At 60.2% G+C, this 14876-nt stretch carries 14 protein-coding genes; 8 read left to right on the top strand and 6 right to left on the bottom strand.

Annotated elements, in window-relative coordinates:
- Positions 1-7: 7 nt before the first annotated feature.
- From PQQ96_RS01810 to PQQ96_RS01800, 3 genes are read right to left on the bottom strand one after another with little or no spacing between them, the layout of a single operon-like run.
- Positions 8-1150: an ABC transporter permease gene (locus tag PQQ96_RS01810; RefSeq protein WP_408287940.1), complete on the bottom strand. Its 1143-nt coding sequence runs from the start codon at positions 1148-1150 to the stop codon at positions 8-10.
- A complete protein-coding gene (locus PQQ96_RS01805) occupies positions 1147-2091 on the bottom strand; it encodes an ABC transporter ATP-binding protein (RefSeq protein WP_408287937.1) in 945 nt (314 codons plus the stop codon). Before PQQ96_RS01805 ends, PQQ96_RS01810 begins: the two co-directional genes overlap by 4 nt.
- Complete coding sequence (locus PQQ96_RS01800) at positions 2088-3044, bottom strand: HlyD family secretion protein (RefSeq protein WP_408287935.1); 957 nt, start codon at positions 3042-3044, stop codon at positions 2088-2090. Before PQQ96_RS01800 ends, PQQ96_RS01805 begins: the two co-directional genes overlap by 4 nt.
- 222 nt (positions 3045-3266) lie before the next feature.
- Here PQQ96_RS01800 and PQQ96_RS01795 point away from each other — a divergent pair, with 222 nt between their 5' ends.
- The 8 genes from PQQ96_RS01795 (at position 3267) to PQQ96_RS01760 (ending at position 13189) form a co-directional block, all read left to right on the top strand.
- Entirely contained in the window at positions 3267-3962 is a 696-nt protein-coding gene (locus PQQ96_RS01795; protein WP_408288162.1) for a TetR/AcrR family transcriptional regulator, read from the top strand.
- A gap of 245 nt (positions 3963-4207) precedes the next feature.
- On the top strand, positions 4208-5578 hold the full coding sequence (locus tag PQQ96_RS01790) for a DUF1214 domain-containing protein (RefSeq protein WP_408287933.1): 1371 nt from the start codon (positions 4208-4210) through the stop codon (positions 5576-5578).
- 657 nt (positions 5579-6235) lie between these two features.
- Entirely contained in the window at positions 6236-7333 is a 1098-nt protein-coding gene (locus PQQ96_RS01785) for a porin (RefSeq protein ID WP_408287930.1), read from the top strand.
- Positions 7334-7407: 74 nt separating this feature from the next.
- Complete coding sequence (locus tag PQQ96_RS01780; RefSeq protein WP_408287928.1) at positions 7408-8757, top strand: MFS transporter; 1350 nt, start codon at positions 7408-7410, stop codon at positions 8755-8757.
- A 63-nt stretch (positions 8758-8820) separates the two neighbouring features.
- The gene (locus tag PQQ96_RS01775; protein ID WP_408287926.1) at positions 8821-9846 is read left to right on the top strand and encodes an amidohydrolase family protein; all 1026 of its coding nucleotides are present in this window, start codon (positions 8821-8823) and stop codon (positions 9844-9846) included.
- A gap of 2 nt (positions 9847-9848) precedes the next feature.
- A complete protein-coding gene (gene ligK / locus PQQ96_RS01770) occupies positions 9849-10532 on the top strand; it encodes a 4-carboxy-4-hydroxy-2-oxoadipate aldolase/oxaloacetate decarboxylase (RefSeq protein ID WP_408287924.1) in 684 nt (227 codons plus the stop codon).
- A 13-nt stretch (positions 10533-10545) separates the two neighbouring features.
- Positions 10546-11268, top strand: a complete 723-nt coding sequence (locus tag PQQ96_RS01765; protein WP_408287921.1) for a substrate-binding domain-containing protein — start codon at positions 10546-10548, stop codon at positions 11266-11268.
- Between the two features lie 148 nt (positions 11269-11416).
- A complete protein-coding gene (locus PQQ96_RS01760) occupies positions 11417-13189 on the top strand; it encodes a tannase/feruloyl esterase family alpha/beta hydrolase (RefSeq protein ID WP_408287919.1) in 1773 nt (590 codons plus the stop codon).
- 122 nt (positions 13190-13311) lie between these two features.
- Here the strand turns inward: PQQ96_RS01760 and PQQ96_RS01755 are convergent, their stop codons facing one another.
- The 3 genes from PQQ96_RS01755 to PQQ96_RS01745 form a co-directional block, all read right to left on the bottom strand.
- Entirely contained in the window at positions 13312-13863 is a 552-nt protein-coding gene (locus PQQ96_RS01755) for a DUF1003 domain-containing protein (RefSeq protein ID WP_408287916.1), read from the bottom strand.
- A gap of 86 nt (positions 13864-13949) precedes the next feature.
- The gene (locus PQQ96_RS01750; RefSeq protein ID WP_408287913.1) at positions 13950-14279 is read right to left on the bottom strand and encodes a hypothetical protein; all 330 of its coding nucleotides are present in this window, start codon (positions 14277-14279) and stop codon (positions 13950-13952) included.
- A gap of 315 nt (positions 14280-14594) precedes the next feature.
- Positions 14595-14786 carry a hypothetical protein gene (locus PQQ96_RS01745; RefSeq protein ID WP_408287911.1) on the bottom strand — a complete coding sequence of 64 codons (192 nt, stop codon included), beginning with the start codon at positions 14784-14786 and terminating at the stop codon, positions 14595-14597.
- Between the last annotated feature and the right edge of the window lie 90 nt (positions 14787-14876).

Below are 14876 nucleotides of genomic sequence, written 5' to 3'. Positions count from 1 at the left end.
TGTTCTCCTAGTCCAGCGTGCGGCGATAGAAACGCAGCGCGATGGCCATGACGATGACCGTGAAGAGCGCCATGGGCCACACAGACGGCCAGAGATCCGCCCAGCCATTGCCCTTGAGCAAAATGCCGCGAATCAGGCGGTTGAAGTAGGTGAGTGGCAACAGGTCGCCGATAAACTGCGCCCAGCGCGGCATGCCTGCGAAAGGGAACATGAAGCCGGACAGGAGAATGTTCGGCAAAAAGTAGAAGACGGAGAGTTGCATCGCCTGCAACTGGTTTTGCGCAAGCGAGGACAGCGTGATGCCCACCGTCAGATTCGCTGCAATGAAGAGTAAAGCAGACAGATAAATGGCCACTACGCTGCCAAAAAACGGAACGTGAAAGACGAAGCGTGTGGCGACAAGAATGATCGTCGCCTGAATCAGTCCGATGGCGACGTAGGGCACGATCTTGCCGGTCATGACTTCGATCGGCAGCGCGGGCGTGGCGAGCAGGTTTTCCATCGTGCCGCGCTCGCGTTCGCGTGTCACCGCGAGACCCGTCATCATGACGAGCGTCATGGTGAGGATCACGCCCATCAGTCCCGGTACCACGTTGTACTGCGTAATGCCTTCAGGGTTGTACAGGTTATGAACCTGCACGCCGAAAGCGTTTTGCGTTCCGTTCAGATACGCGAGCGGACCCTTGAGGTCTTTGTCCGCGACTGGTTGAACGAGGCCTGGCAGCGCGCCGACGGCGGTACTCGTTGCGGTCGGATCGGTGGCGTCGGCCTCGAGCAGCAGCGACGGATGTTCGCCGCGCAGCAGTTTGCGCGAGAAATCGACCGGTACGTTGAGCACGAATTGCACCCGGCCCTGGGCGAGTGCGCGGCGGCCCGCTTCCTCGTCAGGCAACGTTTCGGTGATGTCGAAGTAGGCCGAGTTCGTCATTGCCGCGACAAAACTGCGGGAGAACTCGCTCTGGTCGTGAATGATGACGGCTGTCGGCAGATGTTTCGGATCGGTGTTGATCGCGAAACCGAACAGCGAAAGCTGGATAATCGGCACCCCGATAATCATGCCGAACGTGATGCGGTCGCGCCGCAACTGGAGAAACTCCTTGAGGACGATCGCCCACCAACGCGTCACGGAAAATGCGCTGCGCTTCTTCACGATGGTGCTCCGAAGTTGTCTTTCGAACGGCTCATCAGGTAGATGAACACGTCTTCAAGGCCGGTGCTGACCGGTTCGATGCGCAGTGCGGTGCCCGCGGTTGCGTGTCTGATCGCCGCTTCGAGCGCGGCGTGATCGTGCCCGCTTGCGTGCAGCGAAGAACCGAATACGACAGTCTGGTCGACGCCGGGCGTAGCGCGGAGTTGTTCGGACAACTTGCTTAGGTGCTCGCCGTGGATCGACCATGTCGCGAGGCCCTGCGATTCGATGATCTCACTCGACGTGCCATTGGCGAGCAACTTCCCGTAGGCGATATACGCAAGCTTGTGGCAGCGCTCCGCTTCGTCCATGTAGTGGGTGCTGACGAGTACTGAAACGCCGCGTGCGGCGAGCCGGTGCAATTCTTCCCAGAAGTCTCGCCGCGCGGTGGGGTCGACGCCGGCCGTGGGTTCATCCAGCAATAACAGTTTCGGTTCGTGCAACATGCACGCGGCGAGCGCCAGCCGCTGCTTCCAGCCGCCCGATAACGAGCCCGTCAACTGGTTCGCGCGCGTTTGCAGTCCGAGCGATTCCAGCGAGCGGTCCACGGCCTCGCGCCGGTTGCGCATCTGATAGACCCGCGCGACGAAGTCGAGATTCTCGCGAATGCTCAGGTCGTCCCAATAGGAAAAACGCTGCGTCATGTAGCCGACATTGCGCTTGATCTGTTCGCTCTCGCGCAGGATGTCGTAACCGAGGCAGGTGCCGCTGCCTGAATCGGGTGTGAGCAAACCGCACATGAGCCGGATCGACGTGGTTTTGCCACTGCCGTTCGGTCCCAGGAAGCCGAAAATTTCGCCGTGTCCGACCTGCAACGTAACGTTGTTGACGACATGCTTATCGCCGAAGTGCTTGTTCAGATCATGTACGTCGATGACGTATTGCTGTGTTTCGGTGCTCATTGCAGCACCACTGAGACGGGTTGGCCGGGATGAAGCTTCGTTGCGTCCGCACTGGACGGGTGGGCCTCGACCATGAAAACGAGCTTGGCGCGGCTTTCATTGCTGTAGATGACGGGCGGCGTGTATTCGGCCTCGCTCGACACGTAGGTGATTCTGGCGGGCACGTCGGCCGCGCAGCCGTCGCAGTGTATGGACACGCGGCGATCCGGCGTCAACTGGCCGACGATCGTTTCTGGAACGAAGAAGCGAACCTTGACGTTCTGCGGCGGCAGAAGCTGCACGATCGGGCTACCCGCCGGCACCCACTCGCCTTGGCGATAGAGCGTGTCATAGACAAGACCTTCTGCCGGAGCGCTGACGCGTTTCTGATCCAGCTTCCATTGCGTCTGCGCGACGGCCGCCTGGGCGGCTGCCACCTGGGCCTGCTGTTGGACAATCTGTTGCGAACGGGCGGGCAGGCGAGCCACGTCGACCTGATTGCTCAGTTCACGCACCTGTGCCGCGGTGGAGTCGGCGTTGGCGCGCGAATCGTCGAGTTGTGCCTTTGCAATGCCGCCCGCGCTGTACTGTGCTTCATCCCGCGTGAGTTGCAGCGATGCTTTGCGGGCGTTGGCTATGGCTTCGGCGAGTTGGGCGCGATTGACGTTGACCTCGGGTACGCGCTTGCCGGTCTGAATATCCGCGAGTTGTGCGCGGGCTGCTGTGAGTTGCTGCTCGGCCTGCACGAGCGCATGGGTTTCGTCGTCCGATTCGAGCGAAAAGAGTGGGGCGTTCGCGCTGATCGTTTGTCCGCGTGCGACTGACAATTGGCTCAGCTTGCCGGATTGCGATGAACCGAGATAGACGAACTCGCCCTCGACATAACCCTGGTAGGTGCCGGTGTCCTGGTGCGAGCAGGCCGGTAACAGGGCGGCCAGCAGCACAAGGAGCGCGGCGCTGGGAAATCGGATCATGACTGGCTCCGCAACGAATGGCGACGATCGGACCGTCCTTGCAACTGCACTGGCGCGGGGCTGGACAGAATCTGTGCTCTCCGCGAGCGTGATTCAGAGGCTTCCGCAGCGTGGTTGTTCGCCGCGGAGTCCGTTCGCGGCCCGCACCCAGATGAAGTAGAATTAATAGTATGTGAATTTGAATTCAAATTCAAACTGTTTTCGCGAGCCCACTTCTCGACCATGCCGACCCCCATGAAAAGGACAGCCGCCGCGCGCCCCAAAAGGGCCTCACGTCCCGACGGAGCGGCAACACGTCAGCATTTGCTCGACACGGCGGGCCAGTTGTTCGCCGAACGGGGTTTCGCGGATGCCACCAGCAAGGAAATTTGCGAACGCGCCGGAACGCCGATGGCGTCGGTCAACTATCACTTCGGCAGCAGGGAAGCGCTTTATGAAGCTGCGTTGATCGAGGCGCACCGGCAGGTCGTGGGCCTCGACGAACTGGCTGCGCTCGCCGCCGGCCTGAGCGATCCCAGGGAGCAGCTTCGCGCGGTGCTCTGCCGTTTCGTTGGACTTTCATCGAACGCAGGCGCGCCTTGGGGCTTCATGCTGATGCTGCGCGAAGTGCTCTCTCCATCGACCGCTATTCCAGCGCTCATCGAGAAAGCCGTGCGGCCCAAAGCTGCACTTCTGTTGAAGATCGTCGGCGACGTGCTGGGACTGAGCCCGGCAACGCCGGTGGTGCAACGGGCTTTGATGTTTAGTGTGCTGCCCTGCATCGCCATGATGATCGCGCCAAAGCAGATGCTGGGCGAACTTCTACCTGCGGTTGCGAAAGACAGGGAGGCATTGGCGGAAGACTTTGTGCGCTTCGTGCTGGCCGGCCTCGATGCGATTGCACTTGCTCATCGCTCCGACACGCAATCGAACACTTGAAGCGTCTGTTCATAATCGACAGCAAACCTGGATTGAGCGGGCTGCGCGCGTTGAAGAGTGATTTAAAAAGTCTGAAACGCTCTGCGCTGTTTTATATTCAACGCGAACGCGAAATCTGTTGATCTCCGGCGTATCCAATTGACATATAGCTGTTTTCGATTTGCTTTATGCGGTCGATGCGCCCTATTAACATTCGCGGGTTCAATGTAAACTTTCCCGACCAATTTAAAATAGGGGTTGACTGGATGACGCACACCACAAAAGCGCTGAAATGGGCTTCTCGCTGGATCGCGGCGGGTTTGATCGGAGCAAGCCTCGTTGCCTGTAGTTCGTCTGGCACAAACCCGGCGAATAACGCGGCAGCAAACGCGACGGTCCCCTCGGACGACACGATCGTGACAGCCTGGACGTACCTTTACGGACGCTATCTGGTGTTGCAACAGGAGAACTACGACATCAATGTCGAGAAGGTCGGCTACAACAAGATCAAATACAATCCGCTGGGATCGGCCCAGTTTGTCAATCCGAACCTCGACGTCGCCTATCTTGAGGCATGGCTTGCCGCAGACAATGATCATGCCGTCATTCTGAACGTGCCTCGCGTCAAGGGTCGTTACTACACGGCTCAATTGCTCGACGGGTGGGGCGAAGTCATCACCAATATCAACGAGCGAACGTACCCTGACCACCCGTACGGAAAGTTCGCGCTGGTGATCAAAGGAACCAATCCGCCGGTGCCTGCTGATGCCGTCAAGATCGAGCTGCCTTCTGCCAAGGTGAAGTTGCTGGCGCGGGTGGAACTGAAGGGATCCCCGAAAACAGCAGTGCGATTGCAACACCAGTTCACGGTGCAAGCTTCTCCTGACATCGCAATTGATCCGCCCTTTGCCGTGCCGGCCTTTACACCTGCAGCGCCAATCCGCGCCGAGATTTTCGATCACGTAGCCGAAGTACTGGCAACCTATCCGGACGCCATGCCGAAGGCACCGGAGTACCAGGCGGCGGCAATCAACGTTGCTAACTACATGAAGAGCAACGACAGTGCTCGCCAGCGGGTCGACGATGTGATCAGGACCAAGGCGATTCCTGGTTTCCTGGCAGGCGCCAAGGGCTTCGGCACACAGAAGGGCGGTTGGTCCGTCTCTTATGTGGCGGGCAAGTTTGGCAATGACCTGATGGCGCGTGACATCATCAATTACGGCGGCCTGTGGGCAAATTCCATTAGCGAGGCTATCTATTTTGTAGGTCTGACCGACAGCGACAAGCAGCCGCTCGATGGCAGCAAGACCTATGAGATCCGGTTTGCTAAAGGCGAAAAGCCGGACGCGCATGTAAACGGATTCTGGTCAGTCACGCTGTACAGCGTGCCAGACTACCGCGTGGTTCCCAACGCGATACACCGCTATAACCTGAATAACGTGTCCCATCTCAAGGCCAACGCGGACGGCAGCACCAGTATCTGGCTGGCGCCGGTACGGCCGAAGAACGTGCCCCAAAGCAATTGGCTGCCTACGCCTGAGGGCAAGGGATTCTCGCTGACTTTCCGCGCGTATGTGTCGAAGCAGGAAGTCCAGCAAGGCGAATGGTTCCCCGCGCCGATCATGGCAGTGCAATAAGCTGCCAGGCAGTCAACGTAATCGACGTTCAGCGTGGCCGGGCACTGTCCGGACAGGCTGAACGTCGTCTGCCGCCATTGACCGTTCTCAATGAGCGCTGCGGGGCGGAATACAAACGCCCCGCGCTTGCTGCCACTTGCTTTGTTGCCAAGTGCTACAGCATGCCATCTGTTTTATTTATCGGTTCCGAACGACCTGTCCCGCTTTCAGGACGTGGCCTTCTCGCCGACACCCCTCGTTGATCCGCCGGGCTCCACACCTGGATTCAATAAAATAACCATAACTATCAACGGCTTATAGTTCGTTCGGTTTCGTGTCGTGTCACGGCAGGAACGTCGAATCCGTGAAAACCCTCCCATAGAAAAACGCTGTTCAGCGCTCTCTTTTTGCCTTGTTCTGTCCGGACCGACCTGTTTCGAAAGAGGGGTAAGCCGACTATATTGACCTGGCGTAACTGCTCCACGTCGCAACTGGGCCGAGATCCGGTGCTGCCAGGGGCGACCAGACTTCGACGAGCCCGGCTTCCCGCCTGAACCTGCGGAATGCGGTCGAGCCTGCTTCATCGCGTCGAAGTGAATGTCTGGATCCATGCCTCGGATACGAAATAGCCGATAGCAACTGAGATTAGTAAAACTAACTAAAGTGTAAGGAGACTGTGTGAAGAAGAGCAAAAAAATCTCGCTGGCATTGTTAAGCGCCACATTCGCGGCAACAGGCGCTCATGCCCAGAGCAGCATGACGCTGTTTGGGTTGATAGACATGGGCATTACCTACGTAAGCAATCAGGCCGGCAATCACAACATCAAGATGGACGATGGGGTCAACGGGCCGAATCTATGGGGTTTCAGAGGCGTTGAAGATCTGGGCGGCGGCACCAAGGCTATCTTTGAGCTGGTCGACCAGTTTCAGGTGGACAACGGACAGTTCATGCCGAACTCGAGTCTTTTCAGCCGAACCTCCCTCGTTGGATTGGTGAACGACAGGGCTGGGAAGATCACCCTCGGTAACCAGTACGACTTCATGACCGATTCGCTCTACTTCGCGGGCGACGATCCGGCTGAAATCTCGGGGCATTTCTATGATTTCCGCGCGGGTCCGTTCCAGAAGCTGGCGTTGCCGCAGAATCCCACCGGCGCTTTTGACTGGGATCGCATGGCGGGTGAGCGCATCGCGAATTCGGTTAAATATCTGTCGCCTGTTTTCGGGGGCTTCAGTGCGGGGGCCATGTACGCGTTTGGGGGCGTAGCCGGATCCGTCGGCGCAGCTAACGCCCAGAGCTTCGCGCTGAACTACGCCGCCGGAACGTTCGGCGCCAATGCTGCGTACACGAATATCAAGTACTACACGGCTGGCTCGCCGCAAGTCAGCGTGTGCAACTGGGGCGTCGGCACGCACTATCGTTTCGGCGCTTGGATCACGAATGCGCTTTTCACCACGGTGCATAACTCGGCAAACGGTGCGTCGGTGTACGAAGGATCCGTAGGCGCGCATTACAACTTCACGCCGGCACTCAGCGCCGGTGCGTCCTACATGTATATGAAAGGCAACGCGACGGTCGACAACAACCACGCACACCAGATCGGGGCCAACGTCGACTACGCCTTGTCCAAGCTCACGAGCGTCTACGTACTCGGACTTTATCAGCGGGCCAATTCCGGCGCTCAGGCGCAGATCAACGGGTTGAACAGTTCGGACGGCGCGTCCAGCAGCGCCACCCAGGCGATTGCTCGCGTGGGCATCCACACCCGCTTCTAAATCAACGCGGTGGCAGACCCGCACACGATCGCCGCGTGACGCAAGACGTGCAGCGAGGAGACAGGAGAGCAGCAATGACAAGCGGAAAGGCAATTGATATCAAGGCATTTATCGACGAGCGACCCATCTCGCCTTACCAGTGGCTGCTGGTGGCGCTGTGTTTTCTCGTTGTGACTGCCGATGGGATGGACGTGGCGATCATGGGTTTCATAGCGCCCGCCGTCATCCACGACTGGGGGATATCGCGTCCCGCGTTCGGTCTGGTGATGAGTGCAGCGCCGCTCGGTCTCGTCATCGGTGCACTGGCGGCAGGGCCTGCTTCGGACCGCGTCGGCCGCAAGTGGGTGTTGATCACCTCCGTCTTCCTGTTTGGCATTTTCACTATCGCGACGGCCTTTACTCACTCGCCGGTGGCGATGGCCACCCTGCGACTGTTAACAGGTATTGGTCTGGGCGCCGCGATGCCCAACTCGACGACCTTGCTGTCGGAGTACGCGCCTCAGCGCAAGCGCTCGCTGATGATCACGATCATGTTCACCGGCTTCAACCTGGGATCGGCCCTGATCGGCTTTGCTGCAGGTTGGCTGATTCCGGCGCACGGCTGGCGTTCGGTATTGATTTTCGGTGGCGCGTTGCCGTTGGTGTTGATCCCGCTTCAAATGTGGCTGCTGCCTGAGTCGGCCCGTCTGCTGGCGGTGCGCGGCGCACCGTCGGCGCGTATCGGTGCAGTCCTCGGCCGGGTATGCGGTGCGCGCTTCTCTGGTGACGAGGTCTTCGTTTCCAACGAACCGCCGTTGCCGACGCGCAAACCGATTGGCGTGCTCTTCTCGCAGGGCTATGGCTTCATGACCGCAGCGCTTTGGGTCACCTATTTCATGGGCTTGCTCGTGATCTACCTGCTGACCGGCTGGCTGCCCACGCTGATGCGGGACGCTGGGCTGACAGTGACGTCGGCCGCCAACGTGACCGCCATGTTCCAGATCGGTGGAACCATCGGCGCGATTCTCGTCGGCTGGGTGATGGACAAGGTCCGTCCGGCACCGGTTATCAGCGCGGCCTACCTGGGAGGTGGCCTGTGTGTGCTCGCGCTGGCATGGATCGGTGCCTTGTCCTCCTCGCTGGCGTTGCTGGTGTTCGCTGCGGGTTTCTGCATGAGTGGTGCCCAAACGGGATTGAATGCGTTTGCCCCGGGCCGTTACCCGACCGTTGCGCGCGCAACCGGGGTTAGCTGGATGCTTGGCATGGGCCGGTTCGGCAGCATCTTTGGGGCCGCGATAGGTGGCGCGCTGCTCGGGCTCGGATGGGAGTTTGGCGCGATTCTCGCGATGCTGGCGGTTCCCGCTGTGCTGGCAGCACTTGCCGTCCTGGTGGCCCAGCGCGCGAGGACTGGCGAGCTTACCGCGCAACCGAACACCGCACACTAGGAAAGCCGGCGCGCGTTAGCTGTGGTATCGCGCCGGCAATTGAATTAGCTGTTTGGAGCAACGATGATCATCGACATTCACGGCCACTACACCACCGCGCCCAAGGCGCTGGAGACGTGGCGAAACCGGCAGATTGCGGGCATCAACGATCCGTCCCAGAGGCCTCATGTCTCTGAACTGCGGATCGGCGACGACGAGTTACGCGAGTCGATCGAAAGCAATCAACTGCGGCTCATGCGCGAGCGCGGCCTCGATCTCACGATTTTCAGCCCGCGCGCCAGCTTCATGGCCCATCACATTGGAGACTTGCAGGTCTCCAGCACGTGGGCGGCGATCTGCAACGAGCTGTGTTATCGCGTGAGTCAGCTCTTTCCCGATCATTTCATTCCGGCAGCGATGTTGCCGCAAAGCCCGGGTGTCGACACGGCCACGTGCATCGCCGAACTCGTCAAGTGTGTGGAGCAGTACGGCAACGTGGCGATCAATCTCAATCCGGATCCGTCGGGCGGCCACTGGGCCAGCGCGCCGTTGTCGGATCGCTACTGGTATCCGATCTACGAGAAGATGGTCGAGTACGACATTCCCGCGATGATCCATGTGAGTACGAGCTGCAACGCGTGCTTCCACACCACTGGCGCGCATTATCTGAATGCGGACACGTCCGCTTTCATGCAGTGCCTGACGTCGGATCTGTTTCGCGACTTCCCAACCCTGCGCTTTGTGATTCCGCATGGCGGCGGCGCGGTGCCGTACCACTGGGGCCGCTTTCGCGGGCTTGCCCAGGAGCTGAAAAAGCCGGTACTGACGGAACATCTGCTCAATAACGTCTTCTTCGACACCTGCGTCTATCACCAGCCGGGCATCGACCTGCTCACGCGTGTGATTCCCGTGGACAACATTCTCTTTGCGAGCGAGATGATCGGGGCTGTGCGCGGCATCGATCCGGAGACGGGCCACTTTTTCGATGACACGAAGCGCTACATCGAGGCCGCGCACATTGAGGCAGATGAACGGTACAAGATCTACGAGGGTAACGCGCGACGTGTCTATCCGCGCCTCGACGCAGCACTGAAAATGAAGGGGCATTGATCATGGTGGAACTTGGCGTTGTATATCGCAACATTCAGCGGGCAGACGGTGACGTCGCGGCAAAGCTCGGTGTTCTTGGGACGGCCACGGCGCATGAGGCAATGGGACGTACCGGGCTGATGAAGCCCTACATGCGGCCGATTCAGGTCGGCGCACAGGCGTGCGGTACGGCAGTCACGGTCCTGCTGCAACCGGGCGACAACTGGATGCTGCATGTTGCGGCGGAGCAGATCCGGCCAGGCGATATTGTCATTGCCGGAGTCACGACGGATTGCACTGACGGTTTTTTCGGCGACCTGCTGGCGACGAGCTTTCAGGCTCGCGGTGCGCGGGGGCTTGTCATCGATGGTGGCGTGCGCGACGTGCGCGTGCTGGCCGAGATGAAGTTTCCGGTGTGGAGCAAAGCGATCTCGGCCAAAGGGACGGTCAAGGCGACGCTCGGTTCCGTGAACATACCGGTGATATGCGCGGGTGCGCTGGTGAATCCCGGCGATGTTGTCGTGGCCGACGACGATGGCGTGGTCGTGGTGCCGGCAGCGTCGGCGCTCGAGGTGCTTGAAAGAGCGACTGCGCGCGAAGCCAACGAAGCGGGAAAGCGCGCGAAGCTGGCCTCCGGCGTGCTCGGCCTGGACATGTACAACATGCGCGAGCCTTTGCGACAGGCCGGGCTGCGCTACATCGACTGAAGGGGCAGTCAACATGGTCACCGATCAAACCATGAGCCAGGCGATCAACGGTATCTCCTCGATGGCGACCCGCAATGTGCTGGCCGATCTTGTCAAGCGGTACGCGCGGCATTCGCAGCAGCGGGTGTTGATCGAATCGGTCGGCGGAGTCGAGGCGGCTCGGCGTGTTGAGGATGGCGAACTATTCGATATGGTAGTGCTTGCGGCCGACGCGATCGATCGGCTGGCGGTGGCCGGTCGGATCGTTCCGGGCAGTCGCGCTGACGTGGCTCGCTCGGGCGTGGCGATTGCCGTGGCAGCCGGGGCGACGCAACCGTGGATCGGGAATGAAGCGGCTGTTCGCGACGCCGTGCTGGCCGCGCGCAGCATTGGCTACTCCACGGGGCCCAGCGGTTCGCATCTGTCGCGCCTGTTTGAGCGCTGGGGCATTGCCGGGACTGTCGCGCCGCGCATCGTGCAGGCTCCGCCCGGCGTTCCAGTGGGCTCGCTTATCGCTAACGGGGATGTCGAGCTCGGTTTCCAGCAATTGAGCGAGCTGATCCACTTGCCGGGCATTGACGTCATCGGGCCGCTGCCGGCTGATATCCAGGTTTCTACTGTTTTCTCGGCTGCGGTCTGCACGACGTCTGAGCGCGTGGGCGACGCACAGGCACTGATCGCGTTTCTGGCCTCGCCCGAGGCGTCTGCGGTCAAGCTTGCGCACGGCATGGAGCCGATCGAACGATACACGTTTTGAACTGGACCTTACCAAACAGGAGGCGTAAATCGGTCGTATAAATAAGGAATTCTAACAAATTACACCGTCATCGCGAGTGCATCGTGTGCTCACGGCGTACCGGGACGGTTCTGATATCCGACAGAAGAGACAGGTTAAGGAGGCAAGTATGAAAACTCGGCATCCCCTCGGGCTGCTTGCGCTCGCACGTGCGCACACCGGCTCGCTGCTGGCAGTGTTCGCCATCTGCGTGACCGCGGCCGTTGTTGCCGCTTGCGACGGCAGTGTCGGTTCCGCCGCCACTACCGCTACGACTGCCGCGCTAGCCGTCGTTGCCCCCGTTGTCGATTGTTCCAAACTGGCCTCGGTGGACATCACCGACATCGGCGGTGCGGGCAGTTCGATTACTTCGGCTACCGTCACCAGCGCCACCATCAATGGTGCGGCCGTCAGCTTCTGCACGGTGAAGGGCACGCTCGCTCCCTCGAACACCTTCGAGGTGGCCCTACCAGTCAGCACGTATACGCAACGTTTCGCGGCACTCGGCTGCGGTGGCCTGTGCGGGAACTTGAGCGATCCGACGCAGCAAAGCTCCTTCAGTTTCAGCTATACCTGCCCGCTCGTGCAAAAAGGCGGCTTCGTGACGGCAGCGACCGACATGGGCCACTCAGGGCAGGACGCCACCTGGACCACGGATCCGCAAAAGCAGGCTGACTTTGCCTACCGCGGCCAGCACATCACGACGCTCGCGGCGAAAAAGCTGATTCAGGCCTATTACGGGCAGGCGCAGAAGTATTCGTACTTCGTGGGGTGTTCTGACGGTGGCCGCGAAGCCCTGATGGCCGCGCAGCGCTATCCGGCCGACTACAACGGCATCGTCGCAGGCGCTCCGGCCGCACACTTCCAGATCCAGAACTCGCTGTACCACGGCTGGAGCGTGGAATCGAACAGCACCACCGGTACGAGCACGGGCAATGCCGTGCTCTATGCCGACAAGGTTGCCGTGCTGCACAAGGCTGTTGTTGCTGCCTGTGGTGGCCAGCCCAGCGTGCCTGACGGCTTGCTGACCGATCCGCGTATGTGCAATTTCGATCCGGCATCGATCCAGTGCCCTAACGGTGCGACGAACACCAGCAGTTGCCTGACTGCGGCCGAAGTCGCCACCGCCAGCAAGATCTACGGCGGCCCGCTGGATGCCACTACTGGTGAACGCATGCTGGCCGGTTCGCCGCAACTGGGTTCCGAAATCAACTGGATCGGCGTCGAAGTGCCGACCACGAACTCGACGGCCGCACCCGTGCCTGTTACGGGACTGTTCAGCTACTCGATCGTGACCGGTGCCTATAACCTGATCTTCACGGGTTCGCCGAGCATGCCGAACATCGACACCTTCGGCTATCAGGCCGCAAGCTTCTATCCGAACTTCCTGCAGGCCAACCACCCACTCATGGATGCGACTAACCCCGACCTGAGCGCTTTCCAGAAAGCGGGCGGCAAGCTGATCCTGTGGCACGGCTGGGCTGACCAGCACATCTCGCCGCTCTTCACGATCAATTACTACGAGGCGATGCAAAACACGATGGGCGCGTCGAACGTGGACGCATTCGCGCGCCTGTATCTTGTGCTTGGCGTCGGCCATTGCGGTGGCGGCGAGGGCTTCCCCAACATCGACCTCGTGACGCAGATCACCGGTTGGGTCGAGCAGGGCAGCGCGCCGAATGCCGTCATGACGTACCAGACCGATGCGTCGAACGTCGTGACCGCCTCGCGCCCGGTGTACCCGTATCCAGCGGTGCCCCAGTACACCGGTACTGGCGACTGGCACGACGGCGCCAACTATACCCAGGGCGCACCGCTGTATAACGCACCGACGCCGACCTGGGCCGGCATTAGCTTCTACTCGCCGTACACGGCGACGACGCAGGGTGTCGCGGCCCCGTAAGCGGGAGTGCCGCTACCGGGATCATTGGCCGGCCCTTCGGGGCCGGCCTGGCCCTCACGCGCAATCACCGTGAGTCTGCGGAAGCCATGAGTCTGCAGAAAGCAGCATGGAGGCGCAGCACCCTAAGCGCTCCCGTTGGGCTGCGCTAACTTGTTGTGCAACTCCACCGTCAACGCTTCGATACGTTCGCTCATCTGCTTTGTCATGGCGGTGAGCTGCGTGTTCTGTTCCAGCAGTGCAACAAGCTGCTCGGTTTGCCTCGCCGCTAGCGCCTGCCTCTGTTCGCTCGCCATCGCGAGGTCCTCGCGATGGCGAGCGTCAGCATCGGAATGAACCTTGTCGCGATCCGCCTGGCGTGTTTGCGCGAGCAGAATGAGTGGCGCTGCGTACGCCGCCTGAAGGCTGAAGGCGAGATTCAGGAGGATGAAAGGATAGACGTCGAATTTCGTGAAACCGAGCATGTTCACGGCAATCCAGACTGCAACAATCACCGTCTGCGCGATCAGGAAGGTGGGTGTTCCGAAGAAACGCGCAAAGCTTTCGGCCTTGAGCGCGAACCAGTCGTCGCCGAACACCGAATTAAGATGGACGTGCGGCACATGAAACCGATAATGATGTTCGCTGTTCGCCGTAGGTTCAGAGAGGGAGTCATGTTTGTGATTCGCGTCGCTCATGATGGTGACCTTAGCTGAAGTGGGTTCGGCGCCTTTCCTTGCCGGCGTTCTGGTCGGGACGATGCGGTGTACGCTGTGTCAGGCGGTTATTGCGGTGTCGTGGCATCGGGCAGGTCGTCTGACGCCCGCAGCGCCGCATTGGCCGTGACCAGCAACTTCGCATCGTGTTCGTGCAGCGCTGCATCGACTGCGTCGAAAGCCTTCTTCAACTCTTTCCAGTCCGACTTGGTCGCATGGCCGGTTTCTGAAATTGCCTCGGCCTCTTTCTTCAGGCGCTTGACGAGTTTCGCGGCGAACCGGCTGTCGAGCGTCCCTTCGTGTACAAACGCGTTAATCTGCGTTGCCAGCGCGGTCAGCGCTGCTGCGGTCGTGTCGTTCGACTCGCCGGCCGGGTTGGAGGCGGACTTCTTGCTCATTATGGTTCTCCAGGTGAATCCACGTGTACTGATCAGGAATGGGCCGTGCAAAGCACCGCCATTTGAAATAGCGACAAGGGCTTTGTATGACGCTGCGATGTAATGCGGCTTTCGGGAAGATATCGCGCCGCTGTGTGTGGGCGCGAGGCAGGTGCAGCTAAGCTTAGCACGGCCGGGTAACGGCTGAATGACAGCCGCTCGCACGCGAGATTGACCACTGAAATGCTGCGATGATTTGCATGGCATGCATGCCAGCACGAGACAGGCCTGATGCCCTCGACCAGGCCGAGAAAAAAGCGGGAGCAAGCTCGCCGCCTAGCGACGCCCGCTGCGGCCCCACACGTAGCGTACCCAACGTTGCCACCTGCTTCGCTGCGGAGCGATAGCGTTGCGCGATGCCTGCTCTTCGCGGTCGCGCTCGACGCTCTTCTGCACCTGTTCGTGGATCTGGCGCAGCGTCAAGCCACCGGGGCCTTTCAGTTTGTCGGGATCGGATTCGTCTGTCATGGGAATGGCCTGTTCCGGATGAGTCGCCTCGATCTTGATACAGATGGACAGTCGCTGCAAGCACGTGGAAGCGGTCCAGCGGCCCGGACA

This window comes from Paraburkholderia sediminicola (genome assembly GCF_046027825.1).
Classification (GTDB): Bacteria; Pseudomonadota; Gammaproteobacteria; order Burkholderiales; family Burkholderiaceae; genus Paraburkholderia; species Paraburkholderia sediminicola_D.
Note: the sequence above shows the minus strand (reverse complement) of the source record. Positions and strands in the feature narration are given on the sequence as shown.

Coding starts and splice junctions, on each gene's coding strand:
- PQQ96_RS01800 (WP_408287935.1), bottom strand. CDS start 3,044: ATGATCCGATTTCCCAGCGCCGCGCTCCTTGTGCTGCTGGCCGCCCTG.
- PQQ96_RS01805 (WP_408287937.1), bottom strand. CDS start 2,091: ATGAGCACCGAAACACAGCAATACGTCATCGACGTACATGATCTGAAC.
- PQQ96_RS01790 (WP_408287933.1), top strand. CDS start 4,208: ATGACGCACACCACAAAAGCGCTGAAATGGGCTTCTCGCTGGATCGCG.
- PQQ96_RS01795 (WP_408288162.1), top strand. CDS start 3,267: ATGCCGACCCCCATGAAAAGGACAGCCGCCGCGCGCCCCAAAAGGGCC.
- PQQ96_RS01750 (WP_408287913.1), bottom strand. CDS start 14,279: ATGAGCAAGAAGTCCGCCTCCAACCCGGCCGGCGAGTCGAACGACACG.
- PQQ96_RS01780 (WP_408287928.1), top strand. CDS start 7,408: ATGACAAGCGGAAAGGCAATTGATATCAAGGCATTTATCGACGAGCGA.
- PQQ96_RS01760 (WP_408287919.1), top strand. CDS start 11,417: ATGAAAACTCGGCATCCCCTCGGGCTGCTTGCGCTCGCACGTGCGCAC.
- ligK (WP_408287924.1), top strand. CDS start 9,849: ATGGTGGAACTTGGCGTTGTATATCGCAACATTCAGCGGGCAGACGGT.
- PQQ96_RS01765 (WP_408287921.1), top strand. CDS start 10,546: ATGGTCACCGATCAAACCATGAGCCAGGCGATCAACGGTATCTCCTCG.
- PQQ96_RS01755 (WP_408287916.1), bottom strand. CDS start 13,863: ATGAGCGACGCGAATCACAAACATGACTCCCTCTCTGAACCTACGGCG.
- PQQ96_RS01775 (WP_408287926.1), top strand. CDS start 8,821: ATGATCATCGACATTCACGGCCACTACACCACCGCGCCCAAGGCGCTG.
- PQQ96_RS01745 (WP_408287911.1), bottom strand. CDS start 14,786: ATGACAGACGAATCCGATCCCGACAAACTGAAAGGCCCCGGTGGCTTG.